Below are 23,935 nucleotides of genomic sequence, written 5' to 3'. Positions count from 1 at the left end.
CCGCGCCGTGGGCGCGGCGGCGGCGGGTCGTGCCGTCAGACCGTGGTGTCGATGATGCCCGGGATCTTCACGTCCGGGTTCACGTCCGCGCCGTAGTCGACCCCGGCGATCTCGAAGCCGAACAGGCGCAGGAACTCGGTCTTGTAGCCCGCGAAGTCCGTCGTCTCGTACAGGTTCTCGTTCGTGACCGTGTCCCACATCGCGACGACCTTCTGCTGCACCTGCGGATCGAGTTCCTTGTAGTCCGCGCGCAGGCGGCCTTCCTCGTCGACATGCGGCGTCGCGCCGTACAGGCTGTCCTTCAGGAGCCCGTACACCTGCTCGATGCAGCCTTCGTGCGTGCCCTTCTCCTTCATCACCTTGAACAGCAGTGACAGGTACAGCGGCATCATCGGGATCGCCGAGCTGGCCTGCGTGACGACCGCCTTCAGCACCGACACGCGGGCGTCGCCGCCGTGCGCGGCCAGCTTGTCGCGGATCGACAGCACCTTCTTGTCGAGATCCTTCTTCGCTTCGCCGATCGAGCCGTTCCAGTAGATGTCGTGCGTGATCTGCTCGCCGAGGTACGTGAACGCGGTGGTCTTCGCGCCGTCGGCCAGCACGCCGGCTTCGGCCAGCGCGTCGATCCACATCTGCCAGTCCTCGCCGCCCATCACCGCGACGGTGCCGTCGATCTCTTCCTGCGTCGCCGGCTCGAGCGACACTTCGCGGATCACTTCCTTGTCGGTGTCGAGGCCGCGGAACGTGACGGCCTTGCCGACCGGCTTGAGCGTCGAGCTGATCGTTTCGCCCGTCTTCGGATGCGTGCGGCGCGGGGCGGCGAGGCTGTAGACGACCAGATCGACCTTGCCGAGATCCTGCTTGATGGTGTCGATCGTGACCTGCTTGACCTTGTCGGAGAATGCGTCGCCGTTGATACTGCGCGCATACAGCCCCTTTTCGGCGGCGAATTTCTCGAACGCGGCGCTGTTGTACCAGCCGGCCGTGCCCGGCTTCGTCTCGCTGCCTGCGCGCTCGAAGAACACGCCGAGCGTGTCCGCGCCCGAGCCGAATGCGGCGGAGATCCGGGCGGCGAGGCCGTAGCCGGTCGACGCGCCGATCACGAGCACCTTTTTCGGGCCATTGGCGATCGGGCCGTGCGAAGTCACGTAATCGATCTGTTCCTTGACGTTGGCTTCGCAGCCGACGGGATGAGTCGTCACGCAGATGAAGCCACGCACGCGCGGTTTGATGATCATGGGAGAACCTCTAGTCAGAAAGGCGGGGACGGCCTGAAATCGGAAAAATCCCGCGCATTGTAAAGGAAGCGGCCGATCGCGGGCGGGCGCGGCCGGAAGGCGCGCGATCGCCCGGTTATTTCTCTCTTGACAGAAATAACTGAAATGAATAAATTTCCAGACATGGAACTCACACCGATTGCCGAACGATTCATCCTCCACTGGGGCGAAATGGGCTCGCGGTGGGGCGTCAACCGCACCGTCTCGCAGATTCACGCGCTGCTCTATCTGGCCGGCCGGCCGGTGGCAGCGGACGAAATCGCCGAGACGCTCAACGTCGCGCGCTCCAACGTCAGCACGAGCCTGAAGGAGTTGCAGGCGTGGCGGCTCGCGAAGGTCGTGCACGTGCTGGGCGACCGCCGCGACCACTTCGAGACGTCGACCGACATCTGGGAGTTGTTCAAGCTGATCGTCGAAGGGCGGCGGCAGCGCGAGATCGAGCCGACGCTCACGGTGCTGCGCGATTGCCTGACGAGCCCGGAGATCGCGAACGAAAGCCGCGAGACCGAACAGCGCATCCGCGACACGCTGCAGTTCGTCGAGACGCTGACGACCTGGTCGGACGAGATGCTGCGGCTCAAGCCCGATACGCTGATGAAGGCGCTCGGCATCGGTGCGAAGATCAGCCAGACGGTCAGGCGCAAGCCGTCGAAGTAAGCGGTAACGGAGAGCGGGCACGCAGCCCGCTTTTTTCGGAGTTGTTGTTTCTGTCATTACAGAAATAACTGTAAATAGAGGACGAACATGAACGCAGTCTTGCCGTCGACCTGCCCGCCCGAGCGTTCCGGCGCACGCGGCGTGACTGTGCTCGTGTGCGGCGCGAACGGCTTCATCGGGCGGGCGCTGTGCGCGCAGCTCGAAGCGGGCGGGCATCGCGTGCTGCGCGGCGTGCGTCACGCGGCCGGCCCGCACGACGTCGCGATGGACTTCGTGCGGGACGTCGATCCGCAAGCATGGCTCGCGCGGCTGAAGGGTGTCGACGTGGTGATCAACGCGGTCGGCATGCTGGCGGATCGACGCGGCGCGACGCTCGACGCCGTGCATCGCGCCGCGCCGTGCGCGCTCTTTACCGCGTGCTGCCGCGCCCGCGTGCGGCGCGTGATCCAGATCTCGGCGTTCGGCGTCGAGCGCGGCGATACGCGGTACTTCGCGAGCAAGCAGGCGGCCGACCACTTCCTGCAGACGCTGCCGATCGACTTTCGCATCGTGCGCCCGGCGCTCGTCTACGGGGCGGCCGGCGCATCGGCGCGGTTTTTCCGGATGCTCGCGAGCCTGCCCGTGCACGTCCTGCCGGCGGGCGGCCGTCAGCGGCTGCGCCCGGTGCATGTCGACGATCTCGCCGAAGTCGTGGCGCGGCTCGTGATGGAGCCGGCCGATTCGCCGTCGGCGGCGGGCCGTCGCGTGATCGACGTGGTCGGCAGCGACGAAGTCGAATACCGCGAGATGCTGGCCGGCTACCGCGCTGCGCTCGGGTTTCCGCCGGCGGCCCGCGTGACGCTGCCGGGCCCGTTGGTCGGCGCGGCGGCCGTACTGCTCGGCGCGTTGCCGGGCGCGATGCTGACGCGCGACACGTGGACGATGCTGCGCGGCGGCAACACGGGCGATCCGGCTGCCACCGCGGCCGTGCTGGGCCGGCCGCCGCGCCGCATCGGCGGGTTCATCGGCGCGGAAGCCGCCGCGCTGCGCCGCGACGCGCTCGCGATGTGGCGGCGTCCGTTGCTGCTGGGCGCGCTCGCGATCGTGTGGATCTGGACGGCGATCGCGAGCGCCTTCATCCATCCGCTGCACGCAAGCCTCGCGCTGCTGGCGCCCGCGCACCTGACGGGGCTGCCCGCGCTGATCGCGCTTTACACCGCCAGCGCGCTGGACTTCGCGCTCGGCATCGCGACCGTCGTCGCGCCGTCGCGGCGCCTGTGGGCCGTGCAGGCGGCGCTGATCGTCGCGTACTCGGCGGTCATCGCGGTCACGATGCCCGGCCTGCTGGCCGAACCGTTCGGCCCCGTGCTCAAGAACGTGCCGATTCTCGCCATCCTGTTGATCCTCTTTTCAGAAGAAGAACGCGCATGAACACCTATCTCGTCATCAAGGCGCTTCACATCCTGTCTTCGGTGCTGCTGGTCGGCACGGGGTTCGGCACCGCGTTCTACCTGTTCTTCGCGAACCGCACGCGATCGGTGCCCGCGATCGCGGCCGTGTCGCGGCTCGTGGTGCGCGCGGACTGGTGGTTCACGACGCCGGCCGTGATCTTCCAGCCGGCGTCCGGGTTGTGGCTCGCGCATACGGCCGGGTGGCCGTGGCATACGCCGTGGCTGCTCGCGTCGATCGTGCTGTACGCGGTCGCCGGCGCGTGCTGGCTGCCGGTCGTGTGGTTGCAGCTCGAACTGGCGGCGATGGCGAAGCTCGCGCACGCCAACGGCGACGCCGCGTTGCCCGAGCGCTACTGGCGCTATGCGAAGCGCTGGGAACGGCTCGGTTATCCGGCGTTCTTCGCGATGCTGACCGTCTACTTCCTGATGGTGGTCAAGCCGATGTGAGCCCGTCGCCGTCGTGCGGAAGCGGCCTGCCGTTTCCCGCGAGGTCGTGTATAACTTCGGCGTGACCGCGTTCGGCGCGTGCCGTGCGCGCCGAACGTTCGCACCCGACCTCACAAGGAGCCTGCATGCTGCAAGTCCTCGGCAAGATTCCGTCCATCAACGTCCGCAAGGTGCTGTGGCTGTGCACCGAACTGAACCTGCCGTTCGAACAGGAAGACTGGGGCGCGGGCTTTCGCACGACCCACGACCCGGCCTATCTCGCGCTGAATCCGAACGCGCTCGTGCCCGTCATCAAGGACGACGACTTCGTGCTCTGGGAATCGAACACGATCATCCGCTACCTCGCGAACCGCTACGGCGGCGACGCGCTGTATCCGGCCGAGCCGCAGGCGCGTGCGCGCGTCGACCAGTGGATCGACTGGCAGGGCTCGGACCTGAACCGCTCGTGGGTCGGCGCCTTCCTCGGCCTCGTGCGCAAGTCGCCCGATCACCAGGATCCGGACGGCATCGCTCAGTCGATCGCGGGCTGGACGACTCACATGCGCGTGCTGAATGCGCAGCTCGAAAAGACCGGCGCGTACGTGGCCGGCAACACGTTCACGCTCGCGGATATCCCGATCGGCCTGTCGGTGAACCGGTGGTTCGGTACGCCGTTCGAGCATCCGGACCTGCCGGCAGTGTCGCGCTACGTTGAACGGCTCGCGACCCGCGAAGGGTTCAAGCAGTACGCGGGCAGCGCGAATCCGTAATGCGGCGCAGGCAGCGCTTGAAGCGGTGGTATTGCCTTCATCGCCGCTTCACGACCGATTCACCGACGCACCTGCCCGTCGTCACGCACCGGGCGCCGGCACCGCGTCGAGCACGCGTGCGAGAAACGCCTCGTGATTCCACGCGGCTTCCGGCCGCGACAGCCCGAGCCGCACGACCACCAGCTCGCGGCTCGGCACCACGCTGACGAACTGGCCTTCATGGCCGACCGCATGAAACGCGTCGGCCGGCATCGCCCGCGCATGCGGATCGCGATCGTTGAACGGCTCCGGCACCTTGACCCACAGCTGCGCGCCGAATTCCTGCCGCGGTGACTGGGGCGTCGCGCGCGTCAGATAGCGCACCCAGCCTTCGGGCAGCAGCCGCTGCCCGTTCCACACGCCGTCCTGCAGCAGAAGCTGCCCGAAGCGCGCCCAGTCGCGGGCGCTCGCATACATGTACGACGCGCTGACGAGCGTGCCGGACGCATCGGGCTCAAACACCGCGCTGCGCATCCCGAGCGGCGCGAACAGCGCGCGGCGCGGAAACGCGAGGTAGTCGGCGTCGCTGCCGCCCAGCGCTTCGCGCATCACGCGCGCGACGATCGCGCTCGTGCCGCTCGAGTACGACCACTGCGTGCCGGGCGTCGCGGCAAGCGGCTTCGCCGACGCGAACCGCGCGGTATCGGGCTGCGTGAACAGCATCACCGCGACGTCGGAGAGCGGATCGTCGTAGTCCTCGTTGAATTGCAGGCCGCTCGTCATCCGCAGCAGCTCGTCGAGCGTGATGGCCGCGCGCGGATCGCCGCTGCCGCGCCATTCTGGCAGCAGTGCCGACGCGTCGGGCGACAGCCTGTGCCGCGCGACCAGCGTGCCGACCAGCGCGGCCGTGACGGTCTTCGTCATCGACCAGCCGGGCAGCGGCGTGGCGGCCGTGAAGCCGGGCGCATAGCGTTCGGCGATCACCTGGCCGCGCCACATCACGACGACCGCGCGCGTGCGCCGCGGCCGCGCCGGATCGGGTTCGTCGAACGCGCGGTCGAGCGCGGTCTGCAGCTTGTGCGTGTCGATGCCGGCGGGCGGCGTGGCCGGTGCGGGCGGGTCGGGTTGCGCGGGCGGCGGATCGGGGAGGGCCGGCAGCGCGGCGGGCAAGGTGGCCGCCGCCGCACCGGCCGTGGCCCCGAGCGCGAGCGTGCAGCCGAGCCCGGGCCGGAAGTCGGCTTCGCGTTCGGCGAAGCCGGCGAAGGTCGCCACGGCGCGACGATGGTCGGGATCGAGCGACGGGCGCACCAGTTTCAGCAGCGGATGGACGCCGGCCATGATGTCGACGTCGATCACGGATGCGGCCGGACGGCCCGATACGAACACGCCGGAACACAGCGCCTTGGCCGCATAGCCGGTCGCGATCGGCGCGAGCCGGGACAGCATGTAGCCCGTATAGCCGATCGCGGCCACGAACACGAGCGCGACACCGCGCAGTATCGGCTTCTTGAGGGGGATCGTCATGCGCGAGCGTCCTCGGTGGCGTGCCGGCCGGCATCGATGCGGCAGTGTCGCAGGTTCGGGCGATGCGGTGCAATCGCTGCCGTGTGACGCATGATGACCGCCGCGTGTCCGACGGCGCGGCCGGCGTCGCGCATCGGGCGAGTTGATATCGGGTCGGCCGTCGGCCGATAATCGTCCGGCATTGCGCTTTGCTCTGCCCGTCCCACTGACCAACCGAGATCGGAAACGCCATGTCCTACGACAACAACAACCCGTTCGCCAAAATCCTGCGCGGCGAACTGCCGTGCGTGAAGGTCGCCGAAGACGACGCGACGCTCGCGATCATGGACCTGATGCCGCAGGCCGACGGTCACGTGCTCGTGATCCCGAAGGAGCCGGCCGCGCAGATCTTCGAGTTGTCCGGCGACGCGGCCGCGGCCGGCATCCGCATGACGCAGCGCGTCGCTGCGGCGGTGCGCGCGGCGCTCGAGCCGGACGGCGTGTTCATCGGCCAGTTCAACGGCGCGGCAGCCGGCCAGACGGTCCCGCACGTGCACTTTCACGTGATTCCGCGCTGGGAAGGCGTCGAACTGCGGATGCATGCGCGCGAGATCGCCGACGCGGCGACGCTGGAAGCGCTCGCGCAGCGCATTCGCGCGCGCTTCGTGTAACAGCCCGCCCACCGGTCGGCCGTTGCGCCTCCCGAGCCTGTTTCAGCGGTCACACCACGTAACACGTGTAACCGCCCGGGAAACTCGCGCGGCCAGGCCCGGCGCTAGACTGCGCGCATTGTTTCATCGAGCGACAGGAAGGGCGGATCGCCTCTTCGTGCCGGCCGCCGCGTTGTGCTGCGGTGGGGCCTTCGCGAGGTGTCGTTCGTCTTTCGCGCCGGGAATCGAGCCATGTCCAGACTTCTCATCACGCTTGCCCTGATCGGCGGCCTGTCCGGCTGCTACGTGGCGCCGCCGTACGGCTACGCGCCCGCGCCGGCCTACTACGGTTATGCGCCCGCGTACTACGCGCCGCCCGTCACCGTCGGCATCGGCGGCCACTTCCACATCCGCTGATCCGTTGCAGCGCGCCGGCCGAGATATACCGGCTCGGCCGGCTGCGGTCGGCCGGCCGGCCGATGCACGCGAGTTCGCGCGCCGCATGACGGTGCCGCCCGGCGCGCGGGGCGCGCAGTTCCTATACTTCACAGGAAAGCGCATCCCCGCGAGGCCGTCATGACAGTCACCCCGAAGGTCGTCGTCCTGTCGGGCGTATCCACGCTCGTCTATCTCGGGCTCGCCGTGCTCGGCAGCGGCGGGTTCGCTGCGTTCTTCTCGCACCCGCAGCTGATCGTCATCGTCGTCGCGACGTTCGCGATGGCCGTCGCCGCGCTGTTCAGCGAAGGCAACCTGAGCAGCGGCGAGCGCGAAAATCGCGACAACCGTTGGGTGCTCGCGGCCTTCGCGGTAAGCGGCTTCCTGCTCGCGTACCTGCCGGCGCTGACCGACCGGCTCGACGTCTGGACCTTCGGCGGCGAGACGGTGCGCTGGATCGGCGTCGCGCTGTACCTCGTGGGCGGCGGGCTGCGCATGTGGCCCGTGTTCGTGCTCGGCAAGCGCTTCAGCGGGCTCGTCGCGATCCAGCCGGGCCATACGCTCGTGACCGGCGGCATCTACAGCCGCATCCGCAATCCGAGCTATCTCGGCCTCCTCCTCAATTCGCTCGGCTGGGCGCTGGCGTTTCGCTCGGGTGTCGGCGTGCTGCTGGTCGTGCTGACGCTCGTGCCGCTCGTCGCGCGAATCCGCTCGGAAGAGGCGTTGCTGCGGTCGCAATTCGGCGCGGAATACGACGCGTATTGCGCGCGGACGTGGCGATTGCTGCCCGGCGTGTACTGACCCCGCCATCTTCCCCCTCACCATCGTTCGGATGCCCGTTTGCGGCAGGTGCCGATGTGTTGCCACGTGTGTCTCGAACGTACGAGCGCGTGCGTGACCGACGTGTCGCAACGCGGGGACGGACCCTTGCCGGAGTCAATACCGGCAAGGGTTTCAGCCGGATTCGGCGGGCGTGTTCAACGCCTGTTATTCGACAACAACTTGTTACCAGAATGTCCACGGCAAGGATGCGGGACCGGTGCTATTCTTCGCCGCAAGCTCATTGAAATGAATTGGTCCACGGTTCGGCACAATGCCTGGCCCGATGTCGATCGATTCAGGTCGTCGTACCGAGCGGACCTCGATAACCAGAATTGCGAACAAGGAAGAATACGGGAATGTGGAAGAAAATCGCCCCCACTCTCGTCGTCGCCGTGCTGACCGGCGCGACTGCACTGCCGGCCGTGGCCGGTGACTTGAACAACGCGCTCGGCGGCGCGCTCGGCGGGGTTGCCGGCGCAGCGGTCGGCGGCGCGGTTGGCGGCAGCACGGGCTCCGTCATCGGCGGCGCGATCGGCGGCGGCGCGGGCGGCGCGGTGACGTCGAACCGTCGTGAGCGCACCGGCGCGATCATCGGCGGCGCACTCGGCGGCGGCGCGGGTACCGCGGCAGGCAACGCGATGGGCGGCCGCACGGGCGGCCTGCTGGGCGCGGCGGTCGGCGGCGGCGCCGGCGCGGCGCTCGGCGGCAACCTGTCGCGCAGCTCGTACGATCGCGATCACGGCGACCGCGGCTACCGTCATCACCGCAAGCATCGTCACCACCGCGACTGGGACTGATCGCCGCTGGCGCGGCACGGTGCGCGAGCCGCGCACCGGCGCGCTGCCGGCGTCGGCACCCGACGCGAGCCTCGGCCCGGCACGCCGCCGGGTGGCTTCGCCGGCCAGACCGGCGATCCTCCTCCGGCTTCATCAGCCGCTGCCATGTGCCCGATCGACGGGCCGGCAATGCTCCTTCCGCTGTTTTTCTCCGTTTCTCGACGACACCCGTTGCCGCATCCGAATGTGCTCGGACAGGGGCGGCCGAATGACATCTGCTTTTCCTTCGACCCGTCGGCTCGTTTCAGCCTGACGTGACGGTCTCCGTGCGGCCCTCGCGCCGCGATCCGCTGCCGCACACGTATGCCCTCCTTCGCCGCGCCACGGGTAACGGGATGCATCGAGACCAGCGCGTGTCTCCCCGCGTTGCCGCACCGGCGCATCGCGCGAACATCGCGACCGTCAGGATTTCCCTGATGGTCGGCACCTCGCGCGACGCGTCCCCGCCGTGCATCGCGGGCGCCGGCGGGTAGTGGGAAATCGAATGGATGGCATCGCAACATTTAATTGGTCGATCGGGATCGACTTCGCTATCGTCGGCGATGCTCGCGTACGGAGTCGAACCGTGCGGCCGTCCGCGCCTCGCCTGATCGCGAGCGCCGCGGCGCGGCCGCCGGCCCGACCACCCGGGCCGCCGCGTCGCTGAACCGGACGACCCGCCGCGAAGCCTGGCCGACCGATCGAAGGCGCATGCGCTTTCAAGCCACCCCGGCAACGATGTCCCGCCGCCGCACGCGCACTCCACGCGCATGCGAACCGCCCGATGCCGTTTGCGCCTGGGGCCGGACCAACCCATTGCCTGGATGCACTATGTCTAAGACAACGTATTACGCGCCGCATGGCGGCCACCCGCCGCAGACGGATCTGCTGACCGATCGCGCGATGTTCACCGAGGCGTACGCGGTGATCCCGAAGGGAGTGATGCGCGACATCGTCACGAGCTGGCTGCCGTTCTGGACCCACACGCGCCTGTGGGTGATCGCGCGCCCGCTGTCGGGGTTCGCGGAAACCTTCTCGCAGTACATCGTCGAAGTGAATCCGGGCGGCGGCAGCGACAAGCCCGAGCAGGACAAGCACGCCGAAGCCGTGCTGTTCGTCGTCGAAGGCGAAGCCGAGCTGACGCTGCAAGGCAAGCAGCACACGCTGAAGCCGGGCGGCTATGCGTTCATTCCGCCGGGCGCGGACTGGACGCTGCACAACGTCAGCGATGCCGCGGTGCGTTTCCACTGGATCCGCAAGCACTACCAGGCCGTCGACGGCATTCCGCTGCCCGAAGCGTTCGTGACGAACGAGCAGGACGTCGAGCCGATTCCGATGCCGGGCACCAACGGCGCATGGGTGACGACGCGCTTCGTCGACATGAGCGACATGCGTCACGACATGCACGTGAACATCGTGACGTTCGAGCCGGGCGGCGTGATCCCGTTCGCCGAAACGCACGTGATGGAGCATGGCCTGTACGTGCTGGAAGGCAAGGCCGTCTATCGGCTGAACCAGGACTGGGTCGAGGTTGAAGCCGGTGACTTCATGTGGCTGCGTGCGTTCTGCCCGCAGGCGTGCTATTCGGGCGGGCCTGGGCGGTTCCGTTATCTGCTGTACAAGGACGTGAACCGTCACATGAATCTGACGCTGAACCCGGCGCGCTGAAGCGCCGCGTACGTCGGACATGAAAGCCCGCCGGCGTATGCCGGCGGGTTTTTTTCGGGGGCTTCGTGGGTTAGAAAGTCAGCGGACAAGCTGTCCGACAACCCGAGCCCACATCGCCCGAAGGCGTCGCGCGCGGTCTTCGAAGAGATATGAGGCCGCAAGCGCCAGGAGACCTGAAATCGCACCCGTCACGATGTGCTCGACATAGGGAATACGGTAGTGACTCGTGTGCGAGTAGGCGTCGCCCAACGTCGTCAGGACGCCGACGACCAGCGCGTTGCCGTATCGATGCGCGTAGAGTTTCGCCACAGGCGTGAAAGTCAGAAGTACAGCCAGGAGCCCTGTCAGGAGACCCGTATGAAAGGCGATGGTCCAGTGGGCAAGGCTCATGACGTTTCCCCAGCTCCCGGGCATGCAGGTCATGCACGCACTGGTCGGCTGCCAGAAACGCTGGACGAAGAGTCTGACGCGGTGCTTCCACTCGGTTGACATGATGCGTTTCCGTCGATGTCGTCGCCACGGCCGGCGTCGCCACACATAGACGGAGCGGCTGCGCGCGGTAGGGGCCGGGCAATCACCTGAACATGCGGGAATACTACTCCACGATCAGACGGCCGCTGTTTCGAGCGAGCCCGGAATTCAACGCTTGAGTCTATCGGTGCGGCACCGTCCGTGACGCGCGTCGAACGATGCGCTTGCGCGCGAGGTCGACGGCTGGAATCGGACCCGGAGCAGACGCCAATCCACAGCAACAGCGGCCACCCGAGCAATGTAAAATGGTTGCACGAACAGCACTCGCGGAGAACGGCTAAGGTGGCAGTCGAGTCCATACTCGAGGCAGAGCGTGATCGCTACCTGCAATTCTTCCGTTCGACGGTCAGCCAACTTCAAACCTCCGTGCGCAACGTGGCGACGGAAGTCCTGATCTCCATAAACAACGATCGGATACCGTATCCGTACCGCTACCTTCGCGTCGATGCCTTGGCAAAGGATGAAAGAGATCAAATCAAACCGTACGAATTCGCTATCGATCCGGACCCAGCATTCGTTGCAGAAATTTTCCGTTTCCGTGCGTTCGACCTGAATCTCCATCCATTCACGTGGAATAGATTGCAGGTGGTCTTCGATCGGCAGCCGCCAGAGACCTTTGCGTTGGACAACTGGATTACCACATGGCTAGACGTAGGTGAATGCGGTGGCAATAGCGTCGATGGATTAGCCGGTGCGATCCACGGTGCGAGCCAAGTCGAATCTAACGATCACTGGTCGTTCTTCACAGTTGACTTCGGGACCGCGCCGACGACAGCCCTGATGCATCTTCTCGACATCATCGCAAAACGAGGGGTAAAGCAGATCTTCCTCAAAGCAGGCTGAACAAACGTCGCCGCCGCTTCTTTATCGACGAATCAGGCGAGATACCAAGCGTCTGCCCGGGCCGAATCCCGTCCGCCGCCCGACAATCGACGATCGGACAGCATGTGCGAAGGGCAAAGCTATCGCAGCAATATGCTCCCGCGGATCTCGGCAGGCCGTCCAACCACCCACGACAGATTGCGCTGACCATGACCCACGGGAAGGCCCCCATAGATTGGGGCGCCGAGCGGCGCCAGTGCGTCCAGCAGAACGTCCGTGAGTAAGTAGTCGGCCCCGGCTGGCAACGGGCAGCGGATGAAGTCGCCGAGCACAATCGCGCGTGCGCCATCGAGGATACCGGCGTGACGCATCGTCATGATGCTGCGGTCAATGCGGTATGCAAGTTCAGTAACGTCCTCCAGAACGACAATCGAGTCGCGAAATCTCGGCTGCCAACGGCTGCCGGCCATGCTCGCGAGTACCGTGAGATTGCCGCCGACAAGCGACCCTTCGATCGAATCAGCCGACCCATGCAGACGTTCGAGCGGCAGTGGCGTCGGCGGGACCCCGGTGAGCGCACCCAGAACGCTGAGGCGCGACTCCTCGTCAACTTTCGTCGCGAGGCCGTTGAGCGTCGGCCCGTGAATTACGTCGATGCCGGGAATCTGCCGCAGCGCGCAGAAAAGCGCGGTCGCGTCGGAGAAGCCGATCACGGTTTTCTTTCGGGGCACGGTAGTGGGCAGCGCGGGCAGCACATGCGTAGAGCCATAGCCGCCGCGTGCGATCCAGACGATATCGACTGCCGGGTCTGACAACGCCGCAAGCAGATCGTCGATACGATCCTGATGAGATCCCGCGAGATACCGGAACCGGTCAGCTACGTGCGCGGCCACAGAGACGGAAAATCCCCAACTTTCCAGCAGCGACACGGCCAGCGCCAGGTTATCCCTGTCAGGAATGCCCGCCGGCGCCACGACGGCCACCCGTTTACTTTGCACTATCAAGTCGGTTGCTCCGTTGTTTCACCGGTCGCCGGCGCCAAGCATTGAGCGGAACGTAGCCGCGCGCCAACCAGAGCCCGCCTCCGCATTGAAAGCAGAAATCGTTGCATCTTGCCTACCTCTTGCCGCTTCTGACGCAACGATTGTCTCGAACGGCGAGCCGCGAGCCGCCGTATGCACGAGACATCATGCGACCCGCAAGCTTACGACATGCGCCCCCGGTGAAGTGGCAATGCAACCCGATTCACGCCTTTATCAGCCTGACGCCGATTGTCGACGATTCAGGCGCTGAGGTCGAGTAGCCGTTCCTGGCCGAATACCGGTGGTCTTCGCAGCTTTCCTGCGGAAATCCGCGATGAGCTGTTTTCATGGCCGATGCGTATCGCTACAGCCCGAGCGCTCTCGTCGCAAGCATCGCAACCTGCAGCCGCGTGTCGGGCGGCTGGCCGTCTTCCATCAACCACACGGCCGACAGCCCGACCCACGCGAGAATCCATTGCAGCAGCCGGCGCGAGTCAAGCTGCGCGGCATCCGCCACGACCACGACACGCCGCTCGAAACGCACCGGATCGACCGCGATGTCATGCGCAGGATTACAGAACAGGTTCGCGTAATCGAACGTGCGCTCGCCGCGCAGCCCTTTCGGGTCGATCGCGCGCCAGCCGCGATCGCCGAAATGAAGAATGTTGTCGTGGTGAATGTCGCCGTGCAGCACGACTTCGTCGACGGAAGGCTCGGCGAGCAACTGGCGAGCGGCCGTCGCCGAGCCGCGCAGCGCGTCGTTATCGACATCGTTCGACAGCAGCGCGTAAAACCAGTCATGCAGCGGCACCACTCGCGGCACCTGCGGCGCACGATGCGCATGCAGCCGCGCGACGACGTCGCACGCGATGCGCATCGTGTCGTCGTCGTGGCCCGCGGCCGACAACGCGGCGAGCGTCGGCGTCGGCTGCGCGCGCTCGAGCAGGATCGCGTCGCCGTCGTGCTGCCACACCTGCGCGGCGCCTTGCCCGTTCCACCAGGCCATCAGCGCATTGCCGCGCCGCTCTTCGTCGCACGTCGCGACTTTCAGCATCGCGGGCCGCGCGTGCCAGACGACCGGCAGCAGGCCGCCGCTCGCGGTCAGGATCGGGCCGCCGTCGGGAACGAGGCCCCACAGGTCGAGATATCGATCGAACATCCGACGATGGTACAAGCGAACCGGCTCGCGCGCCCGGCACACGTGACCGCAACGGCATGCCGCAAACCCGCATGCACGGTCCGAGCGACCTCCAAAGCGCTTTCCTAAATAAAATTTAGCCAGCCAAACTTTGGCTAAAGAATGTTCCGGTTTCGCGCCATCCCTTCGACAATGCGCGCCTTTCGTGACCGATCGGCGCGCCGCCCGCGCGCCGGCCGTCGCGGCATTGAAGAAGGAGCCCGACATGACCGATCCCACCGCCCACCCGCCGCCACCGCCCGCGCCGCCAACCGCACCGCCGCGCCGCCGCCGCGTATGGCGCACGCTCGCGGGCGCGCTGCTCGGCCTGACGCTCACGTGCGCGGGCATCGGCGCGTGGACGATCGATCGCATCTGGACGCAGTTGCCGTCCGTCGAACACCTGGCCGTCTATCGTCCCGCGCTGCCGCTGCGGATCTTCTCGCGCGACGGCGACCTGCTGGCCGAATACGGCGTCGAGCGGCGCGAGTTCGTGCCGCTCGAACGCATCCCGCTGCTGATGCGCCATGCGCTGCTCGCGGCCGAGGACGCGAAGTTCTACGAGCACGGCCCCGTCGATATCGGCGGCCTCGCGCGCGCGACGTTCGCGAACGTCGTCACGGGGCAGCCGGGACAGGGCGGCAGCACGATCACGATGCAGGTCGCGCGGAACTTCTACCTGACGCGCGACAAGGTGCTGAGCCGAAAGCTCGCCGAGATCCTGATGGCGGCCAAGCTCGAACGCGAATACAGCAAGGACAAGCTGCTCGAGCTGTACATGAACGAGATCTATCTGGGCGAGCGCGCGTATGGCTTCGCGGCCGCCGCGCACGTGTACTTCGGCAAGCCGCTCGACGCGCTGAGCGCCGGCGAGGCGGCCGTGCTCGCCGGGCTGCCCAAGGCGCCGTCCGCGTTCAACCCGGTCGTCAACCCGGCGCGCGCGACCGCGCGGCGCAATTACGTGCTCGGCCGCATGCATGCGCTCGGCCAGCTCGACGATGCGGCGTATCGCGCGGCCGTCGACGCGCCGATCGCGCTCGCGACCACGCCGCCGCCCGGCATCGTCGCCGCGCCGTACGTCGCGGAGCGGGCGCGCCGGATGATGGTCGAGCGGTTTCATGACGATGCGTACACGCTGGGCCTCGACGTGACGACGACGATCTCGATGCGCGACCAGCGCGCGGCCGAAGCCGCGCTCGAGCGCACGCTGAGCCGTCAGGCGCGCGCGAAGCGCGATACGCGCAACGGGCTCGAAGGCGCGCTCGTGTCGCTCGATGCGGCTACCGGCGACATGCTCGCGCTGGTGGGCGGCGCGGATTTCAATCGCAACGTGTTCGACCATGCGTTGCAGGCGTATCGCCAGCCGGGGTCGAGCTTCAAGCCGTTCGTCTATTCGGCGGCGCTGGAGAAGGGCTACTTCCCCGGCGTGCTCGTCGACGATACGCAGCGCACGCTCACGCATGCGGAAACCGGCGCGCGGCCGTGGCGTCCGCGTAATTTCGCCAACCACTACGAGGGCTTCATTCCGGTGCGGCGCGGGCTCGTGCGCTCGAAGAACCTCGTCGCGGTCAGCCTGATGCAGGCCACCGACGCGCGCTACGTGCAGCAGCACGCGGTGCGCTTCGGCTTCGACGCGCAGCGCAATCCGGCGTCGCTGCCGCTCGCGCTCGGCGCGGGCGCCGTGACGCCGCTCGAACTCGCGAGCGCGTACAGTGTGTTCGCGAACGGCGGCACGCGGATGGAGCCGCGCCTGATCCTGTCGGTGAAGCAGCGCCACGGCGGCGCGATGTACGAGGCGACCGTGCCGGCGGGCGAGCGCGTCGTGTCGGCGCGCAATGCGTTCGTGATGGACAGCATGCTGCGCGACGTCGTGCGGGCCGGCACCGCGCGCGGCGCGCTCGCGCTGCGGCGCGACGACGCGGCCGGCAAGACGGGCACGTCGAACGGGTCGAAGGACGTATGGTTCGTGGGCTACTCGTCGGGCATCGTCGCGGTCGCATGGCTCGGCTACGACACGCCGCGCCCGATGGGGCGCGCGACCGGCGCGACGCTCGCGCTGCCGGTCTGGCTCGACTACATGAAGACGGCCGTCGACGGGCGCACGCCGGTCGATGCGACGCCGCCGCAGGACGTCGTGCTCGTCGACGGCGATTTCGTCTACGCCGAATACACGCGCGGTACGTGCACGGCCGACGTGCCGGCGTATATCCGCAGCCGCTTCGCATGCGGCGGCGCGGCGGCCGTCGATGCGCCGGATGCGTTGGGTGCGCGGGCCGACCACGGCAAGCGCGACGAACCGATGCCCGCCGCCGTCGATGCGGCCGAGCGCGAACGCGTGCTCGACCTGTTCCGGACCGACGACTGACGCGCGCGATGCATACGCTCTACTTGATTGCGATCGTCGCGGAAGCGATGTCGGGGGCGCTGATGGGCATGCGCCGCGGAATGGACCGCTTCGGGCTCGCGCTCGTCGGCGCGGTGACGGCGCTCGGCGGCGGCACGGTGCGCGACGTGCTGCTCGGCCACTATCCGCTCGGCTGGATCGCGCATCCCGAATACCTGGTGATCACGCTCGTCGCGGCGACCGTCGCGTCGTGGGCGGCACGCCATGTCGCGCGGATGAGGGCGCTGTTCGTCACCGTCGATGCGATCGGCCTCGCGGCGTTCACGATCATCGGCTGCGACATCGGCGCGTCGGCCGGCACGGCGCCGATCATCGTCGTGCTGGCCGGCGCGATCACGGGCGTGTGCGGCGGGATGCTGCGCGATTTGCTCTGCAACGAGATGCCGCTGATCCTGCGCGAGGAGCTGTATGCGAGCGTCGCGTTCGTCACGGGCACGCTGTATGTCGGGATGCAGTCTCTCGGCATCGACGCGGGGTTCGCGACGCTCGTCGCGCTGGCGGCCGGCTTCTCGATGCGGATGCTCGCGGTGCGGCTCGGCTGGAAGATGCGGACCTTCGGCGCGGCGGACGTCGAGCATTGAGCGCACGCGCCGGTGCCTGCCGCGCCGGCATTCAGTCCGGCTGCATCACCTGAAAGACGTTCCCTTCCGGATCGACGCCGTCGAGCATTCGGTACGGGAAGCCGTCATAGCGCTTGAGATCGCGCACGGTCACGCCGTGGCCGGCGAGCCGGTCGCGATACGCGGCGATATCGGCGTCGATCCTGAATACGAGTTTCACGTTGCTGGCGGCGGCATTCGCATTTGCGCTTGCCGATGCGGCCGCGTGGCGAAACGCCGGCCCGGCCCGATGCAGCGCGAGTTCGATCGCGCCTGCATCGAGCACGGCCCATTCGCCGTCGATTTCCTCGATGACGGGCAGCGCGAAATGCCGTTGATAGAACGCCTTCAGCAACGCGACGTCACGGACGTACAGGATGATGCGGGTCATCGGCAGCGGCACGGGGGTCTCCTGGAAGGGGAGAAACGAAAGGTCTCGAGACAATGCGGCCGCCCACGGTGGCGTACGACATCGAGCGACGCAACGATCATGCGACACACGCCCGCGCTACGCGGGCACCATCACCGGCGGCGTTCCGTCGCCGGTTTCCACCATCTTCACCGCGAAGCCGTAGCACCGCGCGATATGGGCCGGCGTCATCACGTCGCGTGGTGCGCCATGCGCGACGATCGTGCCGTCGGCGAGCATCGCGATCGTATCCGCATGCCGCGCGGCGAGGTTCGGATCGTGGACGATCGCGAGCACGCCGAGCCGCCATTCGCGCGCGACGGCGCGCACGGTATCGAGCAGGCGGTGCTGGTGCGCGAGGTCGAGCGCGGCGGTCGGTTCGTCGAGCAGCAGGTAACGCGGGCCGGTTTCCATCGCGTCGTGGTCCGGCCACAGCTGCGCGAGGACGCGGGCGAACTGCACGCGCGCGAGTTCACCGCCCGACAGCGTCGTGACGTCGCGGCCGACGAGCGCGTCGGCGCCCGCGCGTTCGAGCGCGCGCCACGCGATGTCGCGATCGCGATGCGCGATCACGTGGCGCGCGCCGCCGCGCCGCGCATGCGGATAGCGGCCGAGCAGCACGATTTCGTCGACGCTGAACGGGAACGCCGGCTGCGCGGCCTGCGGCAGCACCGCGCGCAGGCACGCGAGCCGCGGCGCGTCGATGCGCGCGAGCGGTTCGCCGTTCAGCGTGACGTCGCCCGTCACGCGCACGCCGTTCGGTGCGATGCTGCCGGTCAGCTCGCCGGCGAAGGTTTTCAGCAGCGTGCTCTTGCCGGCGCCGTTGCGCCCGAGCAGCGCGGTCACGCGGCCGGGTTCGATCGACAGCGACAGGTCGCGCAGGATCGTATCGTGCCGGCGGGCGACGTCGAGGTGGTGGGCAGTCAGCATGGTCGTCGTGATGAAGGGATTACCCGCCGAGCGCGCCGCGGTTCTTCCACAGCAGCACGAGGAAGAACGGCGCGCCGAGCAGCGCGGTCAGCACGCCGAGCGGAATGTCGGCGGGCGCGGCGACGGTGCGCGCGGCGAGATCGGCCGCGAGCGTCAGCAACGCGCCGAGCAACGCGGCGCCGGGCAGCACGATGCGCTGGTCGGGGCCGCACGCGAGCCGCACGCAATGCGGCGCGACGAGCCCGATGAAGCCGATGACGCCCGCGCAAGACACGAGCGCGCCGACCGCCAGCGCGACCGCGACGAGCACACGCCGCTTCAGCCGCTGCACCGGCACGCCGAGATGCAGCGCTTCGGTTTCGCCGAGCTGCAGCGCGTTCAGCGCGTCGCGTTCGCGCACGAGCAGCCCGCAGCCGAGCGCGACGCATGGCGCGACGGCCGCCAGCGTCGTCCATTGCGCGCCGCCGAGGCTGCCGAGGCTCCAGAAGGTCAGCGAACGCAGCTGGGCGTCGTCGGCGACGAACGTGAGCAGCCCGATCGCCGCGCCGGCCAGCGCATTGATCGCGATGCCGGCGAGCAGCAGCAGCGGCAGTGCGAGCCGGCCGCGCGACGCGGCCAGCCGGTAGACGAGCGCCGCGACCGCGAGCCCGCCCGCGAACGCGGCGACCGGCAGCGCGGCCGCGCTCGCGTGCGCGGCGAAGAGCGCGGGCCCGAGCACGATCAGCGTGGTCGCGCCGAGCGCGGCGCCGCTCGACACGCCGACGAGCCCCGGATCGGCGAGCGGATTACGGAACAGCGCCTGCATCGCGGCGCCGGTCGCGCCGAAGCCGCCGCCGACCAGCAGCGCGAGCGCGACGCGCGGCGCGCGGATGTCGAGCAGCACCGCGCGCGCCTGCTGTGCGGCCGCGTCGCCGCTCAGCGCGGCCCAGGCTTGCGCCAGCGGAATGCGGTACGCGCCGACGCACAGCGCGACGACGGACATCGCGGCCACCAGAACGGCGAGCGCGGCCAGGACGACCGGCGCGAAGCGGCGCGACGTGCCGAGGCGCGCGGCGCCGGTGCGCGCGGCGCGCCTCGGTGCGTTGAAGGGCGAAGCGTGAGCGGGCATCGGGTCGATCCGGAATCAGGCGAGCGCATCGGACAGGCGTCGATGCAGGGTCGTGACGGCGAGCGGCAGGCGCGGGCCGAAGCCGAGCAGGAACAGCGCGTCGAGCGACACGACGCGCCGCGCGCGGCCGGCCGGCGTCGCGCCGAACCCGGGCGTCGCGAGCAACGCGGCGTGACCGCCGACGGCCGCCAGTCCTTCGTCGGTGATCAGCACGACGTCGGGCGCGGCCGCCGCGAGCGCCTCGGTGGTCAGCGGCTTGTAGTGATCGAAGCCCTGCATCGCGTTGCGCGCGCCCGCATAGCGGATCATCGCGTCGGCGGCCGTGCGCTGGCCCGCGACGAGCGCTTGCGCGCCGGTATGGTTCAGCACGAACAGCACGCGCGGCGGCTGCGCGCCGCCGGGCACGCGCGCGGCGACCGCGTCGCGCGCGGCCTGCCAGTCGCGATCGAAACGCTGCAGCAGCACGGTGCCGGCGTCGCGCACGTCGAGCGCTTGCGCGACGCCGGTGATCTTCGCGCGCACCGATTCGACGTCGTGGCGCTCGTCGAACGTCGTCACCGCGACGCCCGCGCCTTTCACCTGCGCGATCGCCGTCGGCGGGCCGGCTTCCGCCGAGGCCAGCACGAGATCGGGCCGCAGCGACAGCAGCCCCTCGGCCGACAGCGCGCGCTGGTAGCCGACCTTCGGTAGGCGCTTCGCGGCGTCGGGATACGTGCAGGTCGTGTCGGCGCCGACGAGCCGGTAACGCGGCGTCTCGGCGCCGCCGAGCGCGAATGCGGTCTCCGCGAGCGCGCCGCCGATCACGATCACGCGCTTCGGGGCGGCGGCCGCGACCTGGGCGAGCACGCCGCCGGGCAGCGCGCCGGCGAGCGCACCGGCCGCCGCGCCGGCCAGCAGCGACCGGCGGCGCGGATCGAACGGCCGCGCGCTCACCGCGCGGCCCCGCGTGCGGCCGCCGGTAGCGTCGCGACGAGCGAGCGCCAGTCGTCGCGCTCGACCTTGCCGGGCTTGCGCTCGCCGAACAGCAGCGCGACGTGCTCGCCCTGCCGGTCGAACAGCTCGAGCGACGTGACGATGCCGTCGCTCGTCGGCTTCTTCACGACCCATGCGGCGGCGATCAGGTCCTCGCGTACATGAAGGTTGAAGCCCGGATCGAGGACGTTGATCCACGCGCCGACCTCGCGCACGTTCGCGACGGGGCCCGTATGGATCTGGATCATTCCCGCATTGCCGACGAACACCATGATCGGCTGGCCGCTCTTCGCGGCCTGTTCGAGCACGTGGCGCAACGCATGCGCGGATTCGACCGGATACGCGTATTGCGGATCGGCGAGACGCAGGGCCTGCAGGCGGCTCACGCCGAAGCGCTGCGTGAGGCCGAAGAACTGGTGCGTGTCGGTCATCGCATCCCACGCGGCGCGAAAGCCCGCGACGTCGATCTCGCTATCGGCGCGCTCGGGCGTTTTCGGCGCGGCGGGCGTGACCTCGAGGCCCGGCTTCTGCGACGGTGCGCGCCACCGTTCGACGAATGCGTCGTACGCCGCGTGATCGCTGTGCGCGCGCAGATAGACCTTGTGGATCGCATGGCCCTGCGCATCGAAGAACTGCAGGCTTTTCAGCGGGCCGTGCGCGGTCTCGTCGCGCACCGCGAATGCCGACACCCAGTGACGATAGAAGATGCGCAGGTCGATGTCGCCGAGCGCGAGGCCGACCGGGCCGTCGTGGCTCATCTGCGCATATTCGCCATCCTTTTCATGCACGGCCGTGTCGTTGCGCGTGAGCGCCATCACGCGGCCGAGGCGCGGCATTTCCTCGAACATCGCCGGGAAGCGCGCGTCGAGCCGCACGACGTGCTCGCCGACGAACGCGCCGAGCGCCTCGCCTTCGCTGACGCCGAGCGCCTGCGCGACGTCGCGGTTGCGCAACTGGCGCTCGGTCTTGAGCTTGATGAACGCATCGCGCAGCGCGGCGACCGCGCGGGCCGACGTGGCCGGCTGACCGGGAAGGGCGGAATGCATCATGTCGGACTCCTTCGAGTAACGGTTGGGGTGGGTGCGCGGGCAACGCGCATCAGAAATCCACTTTCATGCTGACGGCGACCGTGCGGCCGGGCGACGAATACGCGTCGAGCACTTGCGAATCGGCCGCGATGCCGCGCACGTCCGACCAGTTCCAGTACTTGCGGTCGAACAGGTTGCGGATGCCGATCGTCGCGCTCACGTGCTTGTTGAAGCGGTAGCCGCCGCGCAGGTCGACGACGAACGACGACGGCGGCGTGAAGCACGCCTTGTTCGAACAGTCGGATTTGTCGACGTCCTTGTCGCGTTTGGCGGCCTGGAACAGCAGGTCGGTCTGCACGAACCAGCGTTCGCCCGGTTCATACCGCACGCCGAACACGGCCGAGAACGGGTTCACGGTGTTCAGCGGCTGGCTGGCGGCGCCGTCGTTCTGCGTCGAGCCCTTCGTGAAGGCCATCGCCGTCTTCAGCGTGATGCCGTTCGGCATCGCCCATTCGGCGCGGCCTTCGAGGCCGTGGATGCGCGCATCGGCGAAGTTCACGTACTGGAACACGAACGGGTCGACCGGCCGGCCGCTGCCGGCGATCGTCGTGCGCGAGATGAAGTTGCGGTAGCGGCCGGTGAACGCGGCCGCGCTGTAGCGCACGACGCCGTAGCCGGCGCCGGCCTTGCCGCGCAGGCCGGCTTCGAACGTGTCGCTGGTCTCGGGCTTCAGGTTCGGATTGCCGATCGACGTGTAGCCGTACACGGGGTTCGAGAAGCTGCTGTTCACCTGGTCGGGCGTCGGCGCGCGGAAGCCGTGCGCGTACTGCACGTACGGAATGACCGCGGGCGTGATCTCGTAAAGCACGGCGACGCGCGGCGACAGTTCGTTCGCGCTCGTCGACACGGCCTTGCCGGTGAACAGCGGATCGTTTTCGGTGGGGCTCAACCGGTACGTGTCGAAGCGCAGGCCCGGCGTGACGAGCAGGCGGCCGTAGCCGATCTGGTCCTGCACGAACGCGCCGAACAGCGTGTAGTCGGTGTCGGGAAACGCCTTGTTCGGGAACGCTTCGCCGACGCCCGGCACCGTGCCGTCGCGCAGGTTCGTCACGCGCGACAGGCTGCCGTCCACGCCGTAGAGCAGCTTGTGCGCGAGCGGGCCGGTCGCGAAGCCGCTTTCGGCGAACGCGGAGCCGCCGAACGTACGTTCCTTGTACTGGTTGTCGCGCGAACGCGAGGGCTGCCTGCCGCGCGTCTCGAACGCGTACTGGTCCTGCTTCGCGTCCTGGTAGTAGAACTGCACGTGCGCGGTCTGGAACCAGCGGAATGCATCGTCGCGGAAGTCGTAATCGACGCTGAAGCGATTGCGCTCGAGCCGGTCGTGCGTCGTGAGGCCGAGCGTGGCCGGCGCATTGATCGCCGACAGCACGTCGGTGCTCACGCGCCGCTGCACCGTTTCGGCGGTGAACTTGATCGTGTCGCGCGTGGTGGGCGTCAGCACGAGCTTGCCGAGCAGCGATTCCGAATACACGTCCTGCGGGTTCGACGTCGTGCGCAGCGTGCTCGCCGAGTTGTTGCCGCCGCGCGTGTCGACCTCGTGGCCGCGCCGGCCGTCGGCGATGATCATCCCCTGGATGCGGTCGTTGCCGCCCGCGGCCGACACGGTCGCGCCGATGCTGCGGTCGGTCGAGTCGTAGCTCGGCCGGAACGAGAAGTAGTAAGGCTTGTTGTAGACGGACAGCAGGTCGCGCGGGTCCTTCGTGATGAAATTCACCGCGCCGGTCAGGCCGTCGCTGCCGTAGAGCGCCGACGCCGGCCCGCGCAGGATCTCGATGCGCTTGAGCGTGTCGAGATCGGCGTAGTCGCCGCGGCCGGCTTCGAGCGGGCCGAACGAGAACGCGTTCGGCAGGCGGATGCCGTCTTCCATCAACAGCACGCGATTGCCTTCGAGGCCGCGGATGTTGATGCTCGAATCGCCGTCGCGGCCGCCGCCGAGCGCGGCGCTGCCGGGCCGGTACGCGGTGCGGCGCACGGTGATACCCGGTTCGTAGCGCAGCGCGTCCTTGATGTTGGTGGCCTGCTGCTCTTCGAGATCGTCGTCGGTGATCACCGACACGGACGCCGCCGTGCGGCTCGCCGCGGTGGCGGTGCGGGTGGCCGTGACGGTGACGGGGTCGAGCAGCGCCGCATCGCCGCGCGCGGATGCGGCAGCGGCGGTCAGGACGGCGGAAGGCGGCGTGACGCCTTGCGGCGACGAATCGGCGTAAGCCGTGGCGGCGGATAGGCCGAACGCGCCGAACAGCGCGGCACGGATCGGCCGCCGCGCCAGCATGGAGCAATGCACAGGTGGTCTCCCATTGACGATAACAAGCCCGAAGGCTGGCTGGGTGACGCGTTCACCTGGCTGGCCCGTTTGCGCGCGGCATGCGGCAAACGGCGATTTGAAAGGCAACTGACAACCTTAACAGTGTAAATGAGAATGATTATCAATACAAGGACGC

General features: G+C 68.3%; 23 protein-coding genes. 12 read left to right on the top strand and 11 right to left on the bottom strand.

Annotated features, from left to right (window positions below; genetic code table 11):
• Positions 1 to 35: 35 nt before the first annotated feature.
• Positions 36 to 1,238 carry an enoyl-ACP reductase FabV gene (gene fabV / locus KPB06_RS00630; RefSeq protein WP_060011240.1) on the bottom strand — a complete coding sequence of 401 codons (1,203 nt, stop codon included), beginning with the start codon at positions 1,236 to 1,238 and terminating at the stop codon, positions 36 to 38.
• A 162-nt stretch (positions 1,239 to 1,400) separates the two neighbouring features.
• Between fabV and KPB06_RS00625 the strand changes: the two genes are divergently transcribed.
• From KPB06_RS00625 to KPB06_RS00610, 4 genes are all read left to right on the top strand, one after another.
• Complete coding sequence (locus KPB06_RS00625) at positions 1,401 to 1,934, top strand: GbsR/MarR family transcriptional regulator (protein ID WP_011548968.1); 534 nt, start codon at positions 1,401 to 1,403, stop codon at positions 1,932 to 1,934.
• An 87-nt stretch (positions 1,935 to 2,021) separates the two neighbouring features.
• Entirely contained in the window at positions 2,022 to 3,344 is a 1,323-nt protein-coding gene (locus KPB06_RS00620; RefSeq protein WP_060011243.1) for an SDR family oxidoreductase, read from the top strand.
• Complete coding sequence (locus KPB06_RS00615; RefSeq protein ID WP_059581888.1) at positions 3,341 to 3,811, top strand: DUF2269 family protein; 471 nt, start codon at positions 3,341 to 3,343, stop codon at positions 3,809 to 3,811. The genes KPB06_RS00620 and KPB06_RS00615 overlap by 4 nt, the downstream gene beginning before the upstream one ends.
• A 125-nt stretch (positions 3,812 to 3,936) precedes the next feature.
• The gene (locus tag KPB06_RS00610; RefSeq protein ID WP_059581890.1) at positions 3,937 to 4,560 is read left to right on the top strand and encodes a glutathione S-transferase family protein; all 624 of its coding nucleotides are present in this window, start codon (positions 3,937 to 3,939) and stop codon (positions 4,558 to 4,560) included.
• A gap of 81 nt (positions 4,561 to 4,641) precedes the next feature.
• On the opposite strand, the gene KPB06_RS00605 is transcribed toward KPB06_RS00610, so the two are convergent.
• Positions 4,642 to 6,063 carry a serine hydrolase domain-containing protein gene (locus KPB06_RS00605; RefSeq protein ID WP_059581893.1) on the bottom strand — a complete coding sequence of 474 codons (1,422 nt, stop codon included), beginning with the start codon at positions 6,061 to 6,063 and terminating at the stop codon, positions 4,642 to 4,644.
• A gap of 230 nt (positions 6,064 to 6,293) precedes the next feature.
• Between KPB06_RS00605 and KPB06_RS00600 the strand changes: the two genes are divergently transcribed.
• The 5 genes from KPB06_RS00600 (at position 6,294) to KPB06_RS00580 (ending at position 10,432) form a co-directional block, all read left to right on the top strand.
• Positions 6,294 to 6,713 (top strand): HIT family protein, encoded by a 420-nt coding sequence (locus tag KPB06_RS00600; protein ID WP_059581895.1) that lies wholly within the window; start codon positions 6,294 to 6,296, stop codon positions 6,711 to 6,713.
• 231 nt (positions 6,714 to 6,944) lie between these two features.
• A complete protein-coding gene (locus KPB06_RS00595) occupies positions 6,945 to 7,109 on the top strand; it encodes a hypothetical protein (RefSeq protein WP_162838116.1) in 165 nt (54 codons plus the stop codon).
• 159 nt (positions 7,110 to 7,268) lie between these two features.
• Positions 7,269 to 7,928, top strand: coding sequence for a methyltransferase family protein (locus KPB06_RS00590; protein ID WP_059581898.1), 660 nt, complete (start codon positions 7,269 to 7,271; stop codon positions 7,926 to 7,928).
• Positions 7,929 to 8,305: 377 nt separating this feature from the next.
• The gene (locus tag KPB06_RS00585) at positions 8,306 to 8,746 is read left to right on the top strand and encodes a hypothetical protein (protein ID WP_059581902.1); all 441 of its coding nucleotides are present in this window, start codon (positions 8,306 to 8,308) and stop codon (positions 8,744 to 8,746) included.
• Between the two features lie 849 nt (positions 8,747 to 9,595).
• A complete protein-coding gene (locus KPB06_RS00580; RefSeq protein ID WP_059581905.1) occupies positions 9,596 to 10,432 on the top strand; it encodes a bifunctional allantoicase/(S)-ureidoglycine aminohydrolase in 837 nt (278 codons plus the stop codon).
• A gap of 78 nt (positions 10,433 to 10,510) precedes the next feature.
• Here KPB06_RS00580 and KPB06_RS00575 read toward each other — a convergent pair whose 3' ends face one another.
• Entirely contained in the window at positions 10,511 to 10,924 is a 414-nt protein-coding gene (locus KPB06_RS00575) for a hypothetical protein (protein ID WP_059581907.1), read from the bottom strand.
• A 321-nt stretch (positions 10,925 to 11,245) separates the two neighbouring features.
• Here KPB06_RS00575 and KPB06_RS00570 point away from each other — a divergent pair, with 321 nt between their 5' ends.
• Entirely contained in the window at positions 11,246 to 11,806 is a 561-nt protein-coding gene (locus KPB06_RS00570; RefSeq protein WP_124860230.1) for a hypothetical protein, read from the top strand.
• A 119-nt stretch (positions 11,807 to 11,925) separates the two neighbouring features.
• Here the strand turns inward: KPB06_RS00570 and KPB06_RS00565 are convergent, their stop codons facing one another.
• A complete protein-coding gene (locus KPB06_RS00565; RefSeq protein WP_060011245.1) occupies positions 11,926 to 12,789 on the bottom strand; it encodes an LD-carboxypeptidase in 864 nt (287 codons plus the stop codon).
• A 382-nt stretch (positions 12,790 to 13,171) separates the two neighbouring features.
• On the bottom strand, positions 13,172 to 13,966 hold the full coding sequence (locus tag KPB06_RS00560) for an aminoglycoside phosphotransferase family protein (RefSeq protein WP_060011247.1): 795 nt from the start codon (positions 13,964 to 13,966) through the stop codon (positions 13,172 to 13,174).
• 244 nt (positions 13,967 to 14,210) lie between these two features.
• Between KPB06_RS00560 and KPB06_RS00555 the strand changes: the two genes are divergently transcribed.
• Together KPB06_RS00555 and KPB06_RS00550 are read left to right on the top strand one after the other, a co-directional pair.
• On the top strand, positions 14,211 to 16,349 hold the full coding sequence (locus KPB06_RS00555) for a penicillin-binding protein 1A (protein WP_060011303.1): 2,139 nt from the start codon (positions 14,211 to 14,213) through the stop codon (positions 16,347 to 16,349).
• A gap of 8 nt (positions 16,350 to 16,357) precedes the next feature.
• A complete protein-coding gene (locus KPB06_RS00550; RefSeq protein ID WP_060011249.1) occupies positions 16,358 to 16,969 on the top strand; it encodes a trimeric intracellular cation channel family protein in 612 nt (203 codons plus the stop codon).
• A 31-nt stretch (positions 16,970 to 17,000) separates the two neighbouring features.
• On the opposite strand, the gene KPB06_RS00545 is transcribed toward KPB06_RS00550, so the two are convergent.
• From KPB06_RS00545 to KPB06_RS00520, 6 genes are all read right to left on the bottom strand, one after another.
• Positions 17,001 to 17,390: a VOC family protein gene (locus tag KPB06_RS00545; RefSeq protein ID WP_181035506.1), complete on the bottom strand. Its 390-nt coding sequence runs from the start codon at positions 17,388 to 17,390 to the stop codon at positions 17,001 to 17,003.
• 105 nt (positions 17,391 to 17,495) lie between these two features.
• Positions 17,496 to 18,326: a heme ABC transporter ATP-binding protein gene (locus KPB06_RS00540; protein ID WP_059581923.1), complete on the bottom strand. Its 831-nt coding sequence runs from the start codon at positions 18,324 to 18,326 to the stop codon at positions 17,496 to 17,498.
• 19 nt (positions 18,327 to 18,345) lie between these two features.
• Complete coding sequence (locus KPB06_RS00535) at positions 18,346 to 19,434, bottom strand: FecCD family ABC transporter permease (RefSeq protein ID WP_060011250.1); 1,089 nt, start codon at positions 19,432 to 19,434, stop codon at positions 18,346 to 18,348.
• Positions 19,435 to 19,449: 15 nt separating this feature from the next.
• Positions 19,450 to 20,367 (bottom strand): heme/hemin ABC transporter substrate-binding protein, encoded by a 918-nt coding sequence (locus KPB06_RS00530; protein WP_059581930.1) that lies wholly within the window; start codon positions 20,365 to 20,367, stop codon positions 19,450 to 19,452.
• A complete protein-coding gene (locus tag KPB06_RS00525) occupies positions 20,364 to 21,455 on the bottom strand; it encodes a hemin-degrading factor (RefSeq protein ID WP_060011252.1) in 1,092 nt (363 codons plus the stop codon). Before KPB06_RS00525 ends, KPB06_RS00530 begins: the two co-directional genes overlap by 4 nt.
• A gap of 49 nt (positions 21,456 to 21,504) precedes the next feature.
• Positions 21,505 to 23,778 (bottom strand): TonB-dependent hemoglobin/transferrin/lactoferrin family receptor, encoded by a 2,274-nt coding sequence (locus KPB06_RS00520; protein WP_060011254.1) that lies wholly within the window; start codon positions 23,776 to 23,778, stop codon positions 21,505 to 21,507.
• Positions 23,779 to 23,935: the final 157 nt, after the last annotated feature.

Source organism: Burkholderia semiarida (genome assembly GCF_029268935.1).
Classification (GTDB): domain Bacteria; phylum Pseudomonadota; class Gammaproteobacteria; order Burkholderiales; family Burkholderiaceae; genus Burkholderia; species Burkholderia semiarida.
Note: the sequence above shows the minus strand (reverse complement) of the source record. Positions and strands in the feature narration are given on the sequence as shown.